Here is a 14,671-nt window from a genome sequence, read left to right as displayed (position 1 = left end):
TGATTCCTTTCTAGAAAAATCCGCCCAAAGCGGATTTTTTTACAGTCCCATTAAACGATAAGCCTGGTCTCGGAGGTCCTTATCTGTTTCAAATAGACCACGAGCTACTGTCGTCAAGGTGACAGTTCCTGGTTTTCTGACACCACGCATGCTCATACACATATGCTCCGCCTCAATGACAACAAAGGCTCCTTTAGCACCTAGATACTCCATCAAGGCATCGGCTACTTCGATATTCAAACGTTCTTGAATTTGCGGCTTTTTAGAATAAACTTCAACCGTACGGGCTAGCTTAGACAAACCTGCCACACGACCATCTGGAATGTAGGCAATATGTGCTCTCCCATAAAATGGTAGAAAGTGGTGTTCACACATAGTGTGGAAAAAGATATCTTTTTCTACCACCATATTATCGTCAATAATCTCAAAGGATTTTGACAAATGATCCTCCGCTGTTTGACCAAGACCTGAAAAAATCTCTTGGTACATACGGGCCACTCGAGCAGGCGTTTCCTGCAAGCCCTCACGGTTAACGTCCTCTCCTACAGCCTCGATAATCATTTTTACAGCTGCTTCAATCTTTTGTGTATCCATTTTCGTTTTTCCTCTCCATCAGATAGGATCTCACTTGGCTCAAGAAATACAAGGAACCCGTGACAATCCTAACTGTTTTTTTCTCTTCTTTTTTATCTGTCAATTTCTGCTCTAGAAAATCCTGCCAATCTTGGTAGCTGAGATTTCTAGACTTGGCTGCCTCTTTCAGCACGCTTTCATCAGTCGCCCGACTATCGTCAAAATGTGTCAGAGTAAGCTCGGTATCTGGCATGGCCCCCAGCAAGTCTAACATATCCTCCAAAGCCTTGGTTTTGATACAAGTAAAGAGGATTTCCTTACGATAATCCGCAAAGCGTTCTTGCAAGGTTGTCAATAAAGCCTTGATAGCATGGGGATTGTGGGCTCCATCCAAAATCATCAAGGGTTCTCTTGACACGATTTCCAAACGCCCTGGCCAACTTGTTTCTTCCAAGGCTTGAGTCAGCAAGTGATTGCTTGCTTGCTCTCGACCATCTTCTTGACAATAATTATCAAGTAAAGCTATAGCCATCCCAGCATTCTCTATTTGGTACAAACCAAGCAGGCCAGTCTGGAAGCAACCTTGTCTGACAACACTTGTATAGTCAAAGACTTCGCCTGTAACCACACTCTTTTGATGGCTGACCTGATAATCTGTCCCGTAGGCAAATCTCGGCGCATCTTTCCCTTCCGCAATGCGGTCAATAACAGCCAAGGCTTCTGGAGCAATGCGGCCTGTCACCGAGGGAATGCCTTGCTTAATAATACCAGCCTTCTGCTCTGCTATGGCTTCCAAGGTGTCACCAAGTAGGGCCACATGATCCAGTCCAATGGTCGTGATGCCTGTTAGAATGGGCTGGCAGACATTGGTACTATCCAAGAGTCCACCCATGCCGACTTCCATAATAGCCACATCTACTTGCTCTGAAGCAAAGTAGTCATAGGCTATAGCTGTAATTATCTCAAACTCGGTTGTGCCCTGCAAATTGGCAGCCGATTCCCCCTCAATCAAAGACTGATAGTCTGCCATGAGAGCCTCTAGACTCGCTTCTGGGATAGATTCTCCATTGATGCTAATCTGGTCTGTGTAATGAATGAGATAGGGCGAGCTGAACACCCCAACTCTCAGCCCTAGCTTTTCTAGCATATTTTTCAAAAAAGCAATGGTAGACCCCTTACCATTGGTCCCTCCGATATGGATGACCTTGAGTTTTAGATGGGGATTGCCACGCAAAGCTAATAGTTCCACCATTCGTTCCAAACCAAAATGCGGTTGGTCCGTCCGGTAGTTAGCAATCCACTGATTGTTTTCGATTTCTTTCATCTTATTTATATTGTTTTAAATCTAAATTTTCCGCTTCATCAGCTAGACGAATAGCGGAGGCAATTTCAACTGCCATCTTATGACTAGCTACGTCATGCACGCGCACCACTTCTACACCCTGTCTCGCAGCAATACTGGTTACATGAGCCGAAGCTGTATCTCGATTGCGGAAACCAAGTTCTGTCTCAGGATTGACTTCAAAACCATTTTCTTCTAGGATATTGATGACAAATCGCTTGCGCGAAACTCCAAGAAAGATTGGATAACCTTTCTGATGTAGTTTATCCAGGTCCCGTAAAAGAATCAGATTTTCTTTCTTAGTCAGACCAAAGCCAATTCCTGGATCCAACAGGATGTTTTCTTGAGCAATCCCAGCTTCCTCTGCTCTCGCTAAGGCTCTGTAAAAGAAAGCCTCCATCAAGTCTTCGATTGGCATTTTTTCAAAGTCAGCTAACTCTTCCTTTGTAAAAGCTTGTCCAAAGCCAAAATGAGGAAATATGAGCGAGCTAGGGTGCTGAGGTCGTGCCATGACTGGATTAAACATGAGGACCACTTTCGCTCTCGCTCTAGCTACCACATCCGCCATTTTCTCATCACCCATAAGACCAGTGATATCATTGACTATATTGGCACCAGCAACCAAAGCAGCCTCTGCCACCTGACTTTTCCAAGTATCAATGGAGATGAGGACATCACTTTCCTTGCGAATAGCTTTAATCACTGGAACAACACGCTGGATCTCCTCTTCTATCTCAACATAGCTACTTCCCCTTCCCGGCCGAGTCGATTCTCCGCCGATATCTAGCATGCTGGCTCCTTCTGCTATCAATTTACGAGCCTGCTGGAGCGCCTGCTCAAGAGCAAAAAATTGACCACCGTCCGAAAAGGAGTCTGGGGTTACATTGATAATTCCACAAATAGCTGTCTTTGCATGATTGGCTTTACTTGACATATCGATCACTCCCTCAAGGCTTTTCATCATATTATTTCTCTATTTTACCATAAAAAGAAAAAGATGGACACGATTGCATTCATCTTTTTCCCAGTAGAAACAAGTAAGCAATTGTCAAAAATCTTAAACAGAAATCCCTAATGTCCGACTCAAAATCACCACGAGAGCCAACAAACAGAAAGCAACCCCATTCACAATCATGTGAAGTAAGATAGACATTTCCAAACGTTGGGTCTTGTATGCCGTCCAAGACAGAACAATCGACATACCTCCATAAATCAATAAAGAAGGTAAATTACTTGGTTGGTGCAATAAAGCAAACACAATCGTACCGACTACAAATCCCAAGTTCTCTTTTCCTCGGAAAATCTTTTTAGGAACAATCCCACGGCACAAGATTTCCTCACAAATCGGAGCAAGCAAGGCCAGTAAGAAGAAACTGGAAATCAAAGAACTATTCTGAACCATGTCGTTAATCTGAGACTGATTCCCTGTTGTCGTCTCATTTGATAGTTGCAATAAAATGGAACCAAGTATATTTGACCCGATAATAACTAGATAACTCAAGCCCAAACGTGCCAAATCCTTCGCTCTAAAAAAAGAAAAATTAAAACTTGCTAATTGCGTTTTACGAGCTCCAAAAATAAATAGTGCCAACACTACAATCGAAATACCAGCAACTATCAGTCCTGACTGTAACAGTGGTACTGCATTTAAAGTTAAAATAGCAGTAACCCCTATAGGAATCTGATATAAAATTGTCGCTAGCAAAAAGATTAACAGCCAGCCTGCACGATTCAACAATTCTTTCCACATACTTTTCTCTTTCATCACCTATCTCCTTTGTATTAAAAAAGGGGAAAAATCCCCCTGGGTTATCCTATTATAAGGCCATGCTAATGTAGTTAAGGATAAACAAGGCATCCAAAATCCAAATCATGATGTGAACATCTTTAGCTTGACCTTTGACAAGCTTAGTCAAAGTGTAAGTCAAGAAACCAACTGCAATCCCTTGAGTGATAGAGTAGCTGAATCCCATAAAGATAGATGTGAAGAAAGCAGGAACCGCTTCAGACATATCGTCCCAATGGATATTTTTCAAGCTAGCCAACATCATAATCCCAACGATAATCAAGATTGGAGCTGTAGCGGCTGTTGGTACGATCGCTAGAAGTGGGCTAAAGAAGCTTGAGATCGCAAAACAGATTGCCACTACCAAGGCTGTCAAACCAGTACGTCCACCTGCACCGATACCAGCAGCAGACTCGACATAAGTCGTTACGTTCGAAGTACCAGCGATGGCACCAATTGAAGTACCAATCAAGTCAGAGTAAAGAGCCTTATCCAACTTAGCTGATTGGTGATTTTCACCATTTGTCGCTACGATACCAACTTTTTCACCTGTACCGATCAAGGTACCAATTGTATCAAAAATATCTGTCAATGAAAAGGCAAGAATAGCCATCAGAGTTTCAGGCAAGCGAGCTGTATCTGAAATCAAAGCTCCCAAACCTTCTGAACCAAGAGCTGCACCAAAGACTGTCTTCAAGTCTTCAAAAGCTGCACCAACATGGTTATTAGCAAAATCGATGCTTGACAAATCTACCAAACCAACTGCGATAGCAAGAACAGTTGTTGTCAAGATAGAGAGGATAATTCCTCCTTTAATCCCTTTAATGACAAAGAAGATTGTGATAGCAAGTCCTGCAAGTGCCACCAAAACAGCTGGGTTATTAAAGTCAACCAATCCTGGAACTGCTGAAGAGTTTGCTGCAATCGTTGCTTTAGCTTTGTCAGCCCCTTCTCCTACAACAGTATAGTTACCTGGATCAATCGTAAATTTCAAAAATCCAGCATTCTTAATTCCTACGTAGGCAAGAAAGACACCGATACCAGCTGAAATAGCTGAACGAAGGGCATTCGGAATCGATTCAATGATCATTTTACGAACATTTGTCAAGGTAATAATCAATGAGATAATCCCACAGATGAAGACCATAGCTAGGGCTTGTTGCCAAGAATAACCGAGTCCAAATACGACTGTAAATGTAAAGAAGGCGTTAAGACCCATACCTGGCGCTTGGGCATAAGGTAAGTTAGCATAGAAGGCCATCATCAAGGTACCCGCTACTGCACCAATGATCGTCGCTAGGAAGACACCTTGAGCAGGCATTCCTGTTTGCGAAAGAATTTGTGGGTTTACAAAGAGAATATAACTCATTGCAAAGAAGGTTGTTAAACCAGCGAGAACCTCTGTACGAACGTCTGTACCGTTCTCTTTTAGTTTAAATAATTTGTCCATTATTAATCTCCTTTTAATTTTTACGAACAATAATAGAATTATATCATTTATCATTCACTTTTTCAATATCTTTGTTTGATTTATTTAAGAAATTGATCCAATTTCATTTTTTGTTTGGAATCTGCTTTTCTGCCTACTTTCTGTTATAATAGAAGACATCTTATCTGAAAAGACACTAGAAAGGTCCCTATGACGAAAAAAATTATTGCAGTTGACCTGGATGGAACCCTGCTCAACTCAGACAGTCAAATTTCTGATTTTACCAAAAAAACCATAAAAAAAGTTACTGAAAAAGGCCATCAAGTTATTATTACGACAGGGCGTCCTTACCGAATGTCAAAAGATTTTTACCGTGAACTAGGCTTAAACACTCCTATGATTAACTTCAACGGCTCCCTTACTCATTTACCAGACCAAGTTTGGGATTTTGAAAAGTGTTTGACGGTAGACAAAAAATATCTGCTAGACATGGTTCAACGTTCAGAGGACATTCAAGCCGATTTTATCGCTGGAGAATACCGTAAAAAATTCTATATCACAAATCCCAATGAAGAAATTGCCAATCCCAAACTATTTGGGGTAGAAGCTTTCCAGCCTGAAGATCAATTTCAGCCTGAATTGGTGACCAAGGACCCTAACTGCATTCTGTTGCAGACCAGAGCCAGTGACAAATATGCCTTGGCAAAAGAAATGAACGCCTTCTACCAGCATCAACTGTCTATCAATACCTGGGGAGGTCCGCTCAATATCCTTGAGTGTACTCCAAAAGGAGTCAACAAGGCCTTTGCTTTGGACTACTTGCTCAAGGTAATGAACCGCGACAAAAAAGATTTGATTGCTTTTGGAGATGAGCACAATGATACCGAAATGCTCGCTTTTGCTGGGAAAGGTTATGCCATGAAAAATGCCAACCCAGAGCTACTCCCCTATGCAGATGAGCAAATTTCCCTAACAAATGATCAAGATGGGGTTGCCAAAACCCTACAAGACTTATTCTTATAGTCCATACTGACCAGCTTTCGAGCTGGTCTTTGTGTTCTTTTCACAGTCTCGTCAACCGGTTAATCGATTATTCTACTTTTTACCTCCAAGACCTTGGAAAAGGCTTTCTTTTGTGATATACTTCACATATAAATACAAGAGAGCTCGTCACACTCGACTCTGTTGATACAAAATCAATCCAGTCCTGTTTCTCCTGCTCTCAGTTAATATCAAGGAGGATAGCTATGAAAGCTGTTGTTGTAAATCCAGAAAGCACTGGTGTTGCTATTGAAGAAAAAGTACTCCGTCCACTTGAAACTGGGGAAGCACTTGTAGAAATTGAATACTGTGGTGTTTGCCACACTGACCTTCACGTTGCTCATGGCGACTTCGGTCAGGTACCAGGACGTGTTCTTGGACACGAAGGTGTTGGTATCGTTAAAGAAATTGCCCCAGATGTAAAAAGCCTTAAAGTCGGCGACCGCGTCAGCGTTGCTTGGTTCTTTGAGGGATGCGGTACTTGCGAATACTGTACAACTGGTCGCGAAACCCTTTGCCGTACAGTGAAAAATGCCGGCTACTCAGTAGATGGTGGTATGGCTGAACAATGTATCGTAACTGCAGACTATGCTGTCAAAGTTCCTGACGGACTTGATCCAGCCCAAGCTTCTTCTATCACATGTGCTGGTGTAACAACCTATAAAGCTATAAAAGAAGCAAAAGTTGAACCAGGCCAATGGGTTGTTCTTTACGGTGCTGGTGGACTTGGTAACCTCGCAGTTCAATATGCTAAAAAGGTATTCAATGCCCATGTCATCGCAGTTGATATCAACAATGATAAACTTGCCCTTGCAAAAGAAGTAGGCGCTGACATTGTGATTAACGGTCTCGAAGTTGAAGATGTACCAGGACTTATTAAAGAAAAAACTGATGGAGGAGCTCATTCTGCTGTCGTAACTGCTGTATCTAAAGTTGCCTTCAACCAGGCTGTTGACTCAGTTCGTGCTGGTGGTCGAGTGGTTGCTGTTGGTCTTCCTTCTGAAATGATGGAACTCAGCATCGTGAAAACCGTTCTAGATGGAATCCAAGTCATCGGTTCTCTTGTTGGAACTCGTAAAGACTTGGAAGAAGCCTTCCAATTCGGTGCAGAAGGTTTAGTAGTTCCAGTTGTTCAAAAACGTCCAGTAGAAGATGCTGTAGCCATTTTCGACGAAATGGAAAAAGGTCAAATCCAAGGACGTATGGTACTCGACTTCACCCACTAATCTAATAAAAAACTATTTTAAAAGTTGGAATGCGCTTCCAACTTTTTTATATTAAATTTTAATATCAAAAATTACTATGTCTTCTTGAAACCTTATTATATCAATATCATTAAATACACTATTTAAATGTTTTCTTGAATATTTTATATCAAATAGTTGCTTTTTATATGAAAACGGTTTATACTTATCTAGTCTTAAAGTTTTCTTAAACGAAAACTAAAACAAAAAAGGAGGAATGACAATAATGAGTATCGGAATCATTATTGCGAGCCACGGCGAATTTGCTGCGGGTATTCATCAGTCAGGATCTATGATCTTTGGTGAACAAGAAAAGGTTCAAGTTGTAACCTTTATGCCAAATGAAGGTCCTGATGATTTATACGCTAAGTTTAATAACGCTGTTGCTGCATTTGACGCAGAAGATGAGGTTCTAGTTTTGGCTGACCTTTGGAGTGGATCTCCATTTAACCAAGCTAGTCGCGTGATGGGAGAAAATCCTGAGCGTAAGTTTGCCATCATCACAGGACTTAACTTACCGATGTTAATCCAAGCCTATACAGAGCGCCTCATGGACGCTACAGCAGGTGTGGAAAAAGTCGCTGCGAATATTATCAAAGAAGCCAAAGATGGCATCAAAGCTCTTCCAGAAGAGTTAAATCCAGTTGAAGAAGTTGCAACTGCTGCAGCTGCTCCTGTAGCCCAAGCTGCTATACCAGAAGGCACTGTTATCGGAGATGGAAAACTCAAGATTAACCTTGCCCGTCTAGACACTCGTTTACTTCACGGTCAGGTTGCAACTGCTTGGACTCCAGATTCAAAAGCAGACCGTATTATTGTTGCTTCAGATAACGTTGCCAACGACGATCTTCGTAAAGAATTGATTAAACAAGCAGCTCCAAATAATGTCAGAGCCAATGTGGTTCCAATTCAAAAATTGATCGAGGTTTCAAAAGACCCACGCTTTGGAGAAACACATGCCCTTATCTTGTTTGAAACACCTCAAGATGCCCTTCGTGCAATCGAAGGTGGCGTGCCAATCAAGACCCTTAATGTAGGATCAATGGCTCACTCAACAGGTAAAACAATGGTCAACAACGTTTTGTCTATGGACAAAGATGACGTTGCTACATTTGAAAAAATGCGTGACCTCGGTGTTGAATTTGACGTGCGTAAAGTACCAAACGACACCAAAAAAGATTTGTTTGACTTGATTAACAAAGCCAACGTTCAATAATAGACATTAAACTATAGAAGAATTCTAAGAAAATTTTTCACTTTATTATCATTAAATAGAAAAGGAATAAAACCATGTCAGATATTTCAATTATTTCTGCTGTCTTGGTTGTAGTTGTTGCCTTCCTTGCAGGTCTTGAAGGTATCCTCGACCAATTCCAATTCCATCAACCAATCGTAGCTTGTACGCTTATCGGACTTGCAACTGGTAACCTCGAAGCAGGGGTTATGCTTGGTGGATCACTTCAAATGATCGCCCTTGGTTGGGCAAATATCGGAGCTGCCGTAGCTCCTGACGCTGCTCTTGCATCTGTTGCCGCAGCAATCATCTTAATCAAAGGTGGTAACTTTACTACTGAAGGTATCGCCGTTGCAACAGCAACAGCTATCCCTCTTGCCGTAGCTGGACTTTTCTTGACTATGATTGTTCGTACAATCTCAGTTGGTTTGGTTCACACTGCAGATGCTGCTGCTAAAGAAGGAAATATTGCAGCTGTTGAACGTGCTCACTTTATCGCACTTCTTCTTCAAGGTCTTCGTATTGCTATCCCTGCAGCCTTCCTTATCGCTATCCCAGCTTCTGCCGTTCAAGATGCTCTTAAATTGATGCCAGACTGGTTGAACGGTGGTATGGCTGTCGGTGGTGCTATGGTCGTTGCCGTTGGTTACGCTATGGTTATCAACATGATGGCAACTCGTGAAGTATGGCCATTCTTCGCAATCGGTTTTGCTTTTGCTGCCATTTCTCAATTGACTTTAATTGCCCTTGGTGTAGTCGGTGTTGCCCTTGCCTTCATCTACCTTAACCTTTCAAAACAAGGTGGTAACGGTAGCGGCGGAGCTGCGACTTCTAACGACCCAATCGGTGATATCCTAGAAGACTACTAGAAAGGGGAACAATCATGACTGAAAAACTTCAATTATCAAAATCAGATCGTAAAAAAGTTTGGTGGCGTTCACAATTCCTTCAAGGTTCTTGGAACTACGAGCGTATGCAAAACTTGGGTTGGGCTTATTCATTGATCCCAGCTATCAAAAAATTGTACACTACTAAAGAAGACCAAGCTGCTGCTCTTGAGCGTCACCTTGAGTTCTTCAACACTCACCCATACGTAGCTGCTCCAATCATGGGAGTTACTCTTGCACTTGAAGAAGAACGTGCGAACGGTGTTGAAATCGACGACGCTGCTATCCAAGGGGTTAAAATCGGTATGATGGGACCTCTTGCTGGTATCGGTGACCCAGTATTCTGGTTTACAGTTCGTCCTATCCTTGGAGCTCTTGGTGCATCACTTGCTGCATCTGGTAACTTGGTTGGTCCACTTCTCTTCTTCTTCGGATGGAATGCGATCCGTATGGCCTTCCTATGGTACACACAAGAGTTTGGTTACAAGGCTGGTTCTGAAATCACTAAAGACATGTCTGGTGGTATCTTGAAAGACATCACTAAAGGTGCTTCTATCCTTGGTATGTTCATCCTTGCCGTTCTTGTACAACGTTGGGTATCGATTAACTTCACTGTTAACCTTCCTGGTAAACAATTGGCTGAAGGTGCCTACATCAACTTCCCAGAAGGTCCTGTATCAGGTGCTGAATTGAAAGGTATCCTTGGTCAAGCACTTGGTGGATTGAGCCTAGATAAGATTCAACCACAAACCCTTCAAAGTCAGTTGAACTCATTGATTCCAGGATTGATGGGACTTCTCCTTACTTTCCTTTGCATGTGGTTGCTTAAGAAAAAAGTATCACCTATCTCAATCATCCTTGCACTCTTTGCAGTAGGTATCGCAGCTCGTTTCTTCGGTATCATGTAATCAAGCAACTTAAAAGGAACCAGGTTCTAAGCCTGATTCCTTTTTTCTATGCTTTTATACTCTTCGAAAATCAAATTCAAACCACGTCAGCGTCGCCTTACCGTACTCAAGTACAGCCTGCGGCTAGCTTCCTAGTTTGCTCTTTGATTTTCATTGAGTATTATTCTGCCAAGGCTCCCATTGGATCCCATGGTGCAAGTACGATTGGTTCTGCTTCATAGGCAGCTTGTTCTTCGGCTGTCAGCAATTCTTTGCGAACAACGATTTGGTAAGTGTATTCGTCCATCCAAGCATCTGAGGCAACAAAGTAACCATCTGTACCGACCTTGTCTCCCCATGAGTTTTCAACCTTCCACTTAGTTGATTTCCCATTTTCGTCCAAATCCACACCTGTCAAGACCATAGCGTGGGTCATCAAGCTCTCACTGTAGTCCAAACGTCCAGCCTTGTCTTGAATGAGTTTAATATCCATGCTTGATTCAAAGTCATAAACATCTGTCGCAAGAATTCCAGCTTTACGGTTGCTGAGCTGGCCGACATCAGAACCAAACCAAACAGTCTCACCTGCTTGCATTTGGGCAATCGCCAATTCTTTCAAGCGCTCCATTGGAACGTTGATATAACGAACCTCGCGGCTACCAACGACATTCCCCAACATCTCAACTGTGTACGATTTACCGTATGGTTTATCAGCAGTTGGGGCATTGATAACAGAAACATAGTCTTCTAGAGGAAGATTGACATATTTCTTGTAAAACTCTTGTGGTGTAATGCCCTTTTCACTTTGGTAGTTGTTATCTTTATCGCGATAAGCAAAGTCAAATTTACGTGGCGGAAGACCCAATGACATAGCAAGGAAGTTAAAAATTTCTTGCAAGAGGTCTTCTTTCTTAGATTGAACAGTCGCTTTGTCAGCACCAGAAGCAAGCAAGTCACGCAAGATTTGAGCATCTTGACGAAGCAATTTGTTGAGAATGGCATTTAACTCACGGCTGCTACTAGATGAAACAGACTCAGGGTAAACTGACTTAGGCACGACACCGTATTTCTCAAAGAGAGAAACGACCATATCCCATTGACCGCCATCTTGTTGTGGAGTTTGAAGTAGGAATTTAACCTTACGGCTCGTCAAATCTTGGTCTGCAGTCGCAATGACTTGCTCCAAGAACCAGTTTGATTTCTCATACTTGTCCCAGAAGAATGTGTGGGCCTGTGATAACTCAAAATTTTCCAATTTGTATTGCGAGATGAGTTTGTGGCGAAAGGTGTTGAGGGCTGCGAACATCCAGCAACGACCAGAAGCCTTCTGGTTAGTGACCTTGTCCCTGGTCAAATCCAATGAGAAAACAGGCGTATTGTCTACATGGCTTTGGCGACGTTCTAGGGCTGCAAAAATTCCGTTATGACTAGCAGCATTTTCAATTGCTTGGTATTTGACATTTGCTTCATAGTTGGCAAATAGTTTATCAGTAAATGATTCTTGAATCGCGTTCATAGAGTCCTCCTTTTATTCTACAGTCTATTATAACTCTTTTCACAAAGGAAGCAACTGAAAAACATAAAAGGCAAGGACATTCTTCCTCACCTTTTTCAAATATAAACTAAATTAAACAATACCAGCACGGAGAACTTCTAATTCTTCTTTGGTCAAGCGACGCCATTCTCCTCGTTCTAAGTTCTCATCCAAGACTAAAGTTCCCATAGTCAAACGTTGCAAGTCTACTACTTCCTTGCCGCAATAGGCAACCATTCGTTTGACCTGATGGAACTTCCCTTCTGCAATGGTCACACGGATTTGGCTTTGATTCTTTTCTGTATCTATAGACACAAGCTCCAGTTTAGCGGGTTGACAAGTAAAGTCTTTGAGAGGAATACCCTCAGCAAATGTCTCCACATCTCCTTGGGTCATGATTCCCTTGACTTGTGCAAGATAAGTCTTGTCCACATGACGCTTGGGCGAAAGAAGAGCATGAGCCAGCTGACCATCATTGGTCAAGAGCAAAAGGCCATGCGTGTCAATATCCAAGCGTCCTACTGGGAAAACTTCCTTGCTACGCGCCAAGTCATCCAACAAGTCCAGAACGGTTCTGTGCTTAGGATCCTCAGTCGCTGAAATAACACCTTGGGGCTTGTTCATCATATAGTAGACAAACTCTTCATACTCCAACACTTGCCCATCAAAGCGAATCTCATCTATTTTTTCATCAATCTGCAATTTAGCTGATTTCTCTTTTTTACCATTTACAGTCACGCGCCCAGTCTTGAGCATGTTTTTGACCTCTGTCCGGCTCCCTACAGCGCAGGCAACTAAAAATTTATCTAATCTCATAGAACTATTATATCATACTCAAAAGGAGGCTGGTACAATGACCAACCTCCTTTTCGTTTCATACTCTTCAAAAATCTCTTCAAACCGCGTCAACGTCGCCTTGCCGTATATATGTTACTGACTTCGTCAGTTCTATCTGCAACCTCAAAACAGTGCTTTGAGCAGCCTGCGGCTAGTTTCCTAGTTTGCTCTTTGATTTTCATTGAGTATCAGATTTAAGAAATTAACTTCCTCGTCTCCAGAAAATCGCTAAGACAATCATGGAACCTAGTACTGCCGGAATAATGGCAGTTCCTGCTATTATCGGTCCCCAAGTCCCAAAAAGCAAGTGGCCTATAAAGGCACCAATCCAACCGAGAAACATTTTTCCAAAACATCCCATACGTTCTCCACGATTGGTCAAAGCACCTGCCAAGAGTCCCACTAGGAGACCAACGAACATACTTCCTAACATATTATCTCCTTAATTTGCCCAATCTCCGTTACGGAAGAGTGGTACACGTGTCCCATCCTCACGGATACCATCGATATCCATTTGACTAGACCCAATCATAAAATCCACGTGAACATCTGAACGGTTAAGCCCCGCAGCTTCAAGCTCTTCTTCGCTCATCTCTGCTCCACCAACGACGCTAGTCGCATAGGCTGCACCGATAGCCAAGTGGTTTGACGCATTCTCATCGAAAAGGGTGTTGAAGAAGGTAATGCCTGACTGAGAAATTGGGCTTGGATCTGGTACCAAGGCACATTCACCCAAGGCACGCGCACCCGCATTTTCAAAGACAAGGTCTTTCATGACCTGATCACCCTTCTCAGCAGTGATATCTACGATTTGTCCATCCTTAAAGGTTACCTTAATACCTTCAATGATATTTCCGTTATAGCTAAGCGGTTTTGTAGAAGTGACATAACCATCTGCGCGACGAAAATCAGGTGCTGTGAAGACTTCCTCTGTCGGCATATTTGGCAAGAATCCTTCGCCCTGTGCATTGATTGCACCAGCTGATTCCCAAACGTGGTTCTTCGGCAAGCCAAGGGTCAAATCTGTCCCTGGCGCTGTATAGTGAAGGGCTGAAAATTGCTCTTTATTAAGCATATCAGCCTTGCTCTTGAGGATGGCTGCATGTTCTTCCCAAGCCTTAACAGGATTTTCTTCATAGACACGACAAGTTTTAAAAATTTGGTCCCAAAGGAGATCGACTGCTTCTTCGTCGCTCGCAGCATTTGGAAAGACTTTTTTAGCCCACTCAAGTCCAGCAGCGGCTGCCACAGTCCAGCTAACCTTGTTGGATTGAGTTGCAATACGCATTGGCTTCATAGCCAGTCCCATCGCTTTTGCAGAAGCTGAAAGTTTGTCAGCGTCCACACCGTTCAAAGCACCTGGGTCAGAAGAACGTACCCCAAGACGGCTGGCCTTGTTCTCCAAGAGGTAGTTCATCTCAGCAATCTTGTATTCTGGCACATTGTCCAGACGCTCCATCGGTGCGTGGAGAAATTTCTCACGGTTGATGACATCATCTGTCCACTGAACGATGACCTCATGCGCACCCAAAGCATAGGCTTCTTTCACGATTAAATGCGCCAACTCCCGTTGCTCCACATCAATAGAGAGAGCCAAAGTGTGACCAGGTTGCACATTAATTCCGTTCGCAACCAATAATTTCGCATATTTTTCTAGATTTTCTTTAAAATTTGGTAAAACCATTCTATTCTTCCTTTTCTTTTTGTTTATTTTTCTTTCAAAGCAGAAAACAATCCTGCTAAAGCAATGGCACCAGACAAAAATGCTGTTGATAGAAGAATTGTCTGATCAGCAATTTCTAATTGATATTCAAATACTTTCTCAGCCGGCTTATCTTCCGCGAATATTCTTAGTTTCATCTTTTTTCCTCCAAGAC

15 protein-coding genes are annotated in these 14,671 nt (G+C 42.5%); 5 read left to right on the top strand and 10 right to left on the bottom strand.

From position 1 onward, the window contains the following. Window positions 1-39: 39 nt before the first annotated feature. The 5 genes from folE to JJN14_RS01095 all read right to left on the bottom strand — a co-directional run bounded on the left by folE (window position 40) and on the right by JJN14_RS01095 (window position 5,151). A complete protein-coding gene (gene folE, locus JJN14_RS01115; protein WP_201058689.1) occupies window positions 40-594 on the bottom strand; it encodes a GTP cyclohydrolase I FolE in 555 nt (184 codons plus the stop codon). Then, a complete protein-coding gene (locus JJN14_RS01110) occupies window positions 575-1,897 on the bottom strand; it encodes a bifunctional folylpolyglutamate synthase/dihydrofolate synthase (RefSeq protein ID WP_201058688.1) in 1,323 nt (440 codons plus the stop codon). Before JJN14_RS01110 ends, folE begins: the two co-directional genes overlap by 20 nt. Before the next feature lies 1 nt (window position 1,898). Then, window positions 1,899-2,879, bottom strand: coding sequence for a dihydropteroate synthase (gene folP / locus JJN14_RS01105; RefSeq protein WP_201058687.1), 981 nt, complete (start codon window positions 2,877-2,879; stop codon window positions 1,899-1,901). Between the two features lie 93 nt (window positions 2,880-2,972). After that, complete coding sequence (locus JJN14_RS01100; RefSeq protein WP_201058686.1) at window positions 2,973-3,680, bottom strand: CPBP family intramembrane glutamic endopeptidase; 708 nt, start codon at window positions 3,678-3,680, stop codon at window positions 2,973-2,975. Window positions 3,681-3,732: 52 nt separating this feature from the next. After that, on the bottom strand, window positions 3,733-5,151 hold the full coding sequence (locus tag JJN14_RS01095; protein ID WP_201058685.1) for an NCS2 family permease: 1,419 nt from the start codon (window positions 5,149-5,151) through the stop codon (window positions 3,733-3,735). 189 nt (window positions 5,152-5,340) lie between these two features. Between JJN14_RS01095 and JJN14_RS01090 the strand changes: the two genes are divergently transcribed. From JJN14_RS01090 to JJN14_RS01070, 5 genes are all read left to right on the top strand, one after another. Beyond that, window positions 5,341-6,153, top strand: coding sequence for a Cof-type HAD-IIB family hydrolase (locus tag JJN14_RS01090; RefSeq protein WP_201058684.1), 813 nt, complete (start codon window positions 5,341-5,343; stop codon window positions 6,151-6,153). A gap of 224 nt (window positions 6,154-6,377) precedes the next feature. Beyond that, window positions 6,378-7,397, top strand: coding sequence for an alcohol dehydrogenase AdhP (gene adhP, locus JJN14_RS01085; RefSeq protein WP_000649145.1), 1,020 nt, complete (start codon window positions 6,378-6,380; stop codon window positions 7,395-7,397). A 244-nt stretch (window positions 7,398-7,641) separates the two neighbouring features. After that, window positions 7,642-8,631, top strand: a complete 990-nt coding sequence (locus tag JJN14_RS01080) for a PTS sugar transporter subunit IIB (protein WP_049551676.1) — start codon at window positions 7,642-7,644, stop codon at window positions 8,629-8,631. A 74-nt stretch (window positions 8,632-8,705) separates the two neighbouring features. Continuing rightward, window positions 8,706-9,518, top strand: a complete 813-nt coding sequence (locus JJN14_RS01075) for a PTS mannose/fructose/sorbose transporter subunit IIC (protein WP_201058683.1) — start codon at window positions 8,706-8,708, stop codon at window positions 9,516-9,518. A gap of 14 nt (window positions 9,519-9,532) precedes the next feature. Continuing rightward, window positions 9,533-10,444 (top strand): PTS system mannose/fructose/sorbose family transporter subunit IID, encoded by a 912-nt coding sequence (locus JJN14_RS01070; RefSeq protein WP_049551677.1) that lies wholly within the window; start codon window positions 9,533-9,535, stop codon window positions 10,442-10,444. A gap of 160 nt (window positions 10,445-10,604) precedes the next feature. Here JJN14_RS01070 and pepC read toward each other — a convergent pair whose 3' ends face one another. The 5 genes from pepC to JJN14_RS01045 all read right to left on the bottom strand — a co-directional run bounded on the left by pepC (window position 10,605) and on the right by JJN14_RS01045 (window position 14,654). Continuing rightward, entirely contained in the window at window positions 10,605-11,939 is a 1,335-nt protein-coding gene (pepC, locus tag JJN14_RS01065; RefSeq protein ID WP_201058682.1) for an aminopeptidase C, read from the bottom strand. A gap of 111 nt (window positions 11,940-12,050) precedes the next feature. Continuing rightward, the gene (locus tag JJN14_RS01060) at window positions 12,051-12,773 is read right to left on the bottom strand and encodes a pseudouridine synthase (RefSeq protein ID WP_125416578.1); all 723 of its coding nucleotides are present in this window, start codon (window positions 12,771-12,773) and stop codon (window positions 12,051-12,053) included. Window positions 12,774-12,996: 223 nt separating this feature from the next. After that, window positions 12,997-13,227 (bottom strand): GlsB/YeaQ/YmgE family stress response membrane protein, encoded by a 231-nt coding sequence (locus JJN14_RS01055; RefSeq protein WP_201058681.1) that lies wholly within the window; start codon window positions 13,225-13,227, stop codon window positions 12,997-12,999. 9 nt (window positions 13,228-13,236) lie between these two features. Beyond that, window positions 13,237-14,478 (bottom strand): aminopeptidase, encoded by a 1,242-nt coding sequence (locus JJN14_RS01050; protein ID WP_201058680.1) that lies wholly within the window; start codon window positions 14,476-14,478, stop codon window positions 13,237-13,239. A 23-nt stretch (window positions 14,479-14,501) separates the two neighbouring features. Next, window positions 14,502-14,654, bottom strand: a complete 153-nt coding sequence (locus JJN14_RS01045; RefSeq protein ID WP_201058679.1) for a hypothetical protein — start codon at window positions 14,652-14,654, stop codon at window positions 14,502-14,504. Window positions 14,655-14,671: the final 17 nt, after the last annotated feature.

The organism is Streptococcus mitis, assembly GCF_016658865.1.
In the GTDB taxonomy this organism is placed as follows: domain Bacteria; phylum Bacillota; class Bacilli; order Lactobacillales; family Streptococcaceae; genus Streptococcus; species Streptococcus mitis_BT.
This window is presented reverse-complemented; position numbering and strand designations above follow the sequence as displayed.

Bases quoted from the DNA above. Each gene is read 5' to 3' on its own strand.
- folE (WP_201058689.1), bottom strand. From the start codon at position 594: ATGGATACACAAAAGATTGAAGCAGCTGTAAAAATGATTATCGAGGCT.
- JJN14_RS01110 (WP_201058688.1), bottom strand. From the start codon at position 1,897: ATGAAAGAAATCGAAAACAATCAGTGGATTGCTAACTACCGGACGGAC.
- folP (WP_201058687.1), bottom strand. From the start codon at position 2,879: ATGATGAAAAGCCTTGAGGGAGTGATCGATATGTCAAGTAAAGCCAAT.
- JJN14_RS01100 (WP_201058686.1), bottom strand. From the start codon at position 3,680: ATGAAAGAGAAAAGTATGTGGAAAGAATTGTTGAATCGTGCAGGCTGG.
- JJN14_RS01095 (WP_201058685.1), bottom strand. From the start codon at position 5,151: ATGGACAAATTATTTAAACTAAAAGAGAACGGTACAGACGTTCGTACA.
- JJN14_RS01090 (WP_201058684.1), top strand. From the start codon at position 5,341: ATGACGAAAAAAATTATTGCAGTTGACCTGGATGGAACCCTGCTCAAC.
- adhP (WP_000649145.1), top strand. From the start codon at position 6,378: ATGAAAGCTGTTGTTGTAAATCCAGAAAGCACTGGTGTTGCTATTGAA.
- JJN14_RS01080 (WP_049551676.1), top strand. From the start codon at position 7,642: ATGAGTATCGGAATCATTATTGCGAGCCACGGCGAATTTGCTGCGGGT.
- JJN14_RS01075 (WP_201058683.1), top strand. From the start codon at position 8,706: ATGTCAGATATTTCAATTATTTCTGCTGTCTTGGTTGTAGTTGTTGCC.
- JJN14_RS01070 (WP_049551677.1), top strand. From the start codon at position 9,533: ATGACTGAAAAACTTCAATTATCAAAATCAGATCGTAAAAAAGTTTGG.
- pepC (WP_201058682.1), bottom strand. From the start codon at position 11,939: ATGAACGCGATTCAAGAATCATTTACTGATAAACTATTTGCCAACTAT.
- JJN14_RS01060 (WP_125416578.1), bottom strand. From the start codon at position 12,773: ATGAGATTAGATAAATTTTTAGTTGCCTGCGCTGTAGGGAGCCGGACA.
- JJN14_RS01055 (WP_201058681.1), bottom strand. From the start codon at position 13,227: ATGTTAGGAAGTATGTTCGTTGGTCTCCTAGTGGGACTCTTGGCAGGT.
- JJN14_RS01050 (WP_201058680.1), bottom strand. From the start codon at position 14,478: ATGGTTTTACCAAATTTTAAAGAAAATCTAGAAAAATATGCGAAATTA.
- JJN14_RS01045 (WP_201058679.1), bottom strand. From the start codon at position 14,654: ATGAAACTAAGAATATTCGCGGAAGATAAGCCGGCTGAGAAAGTATTT.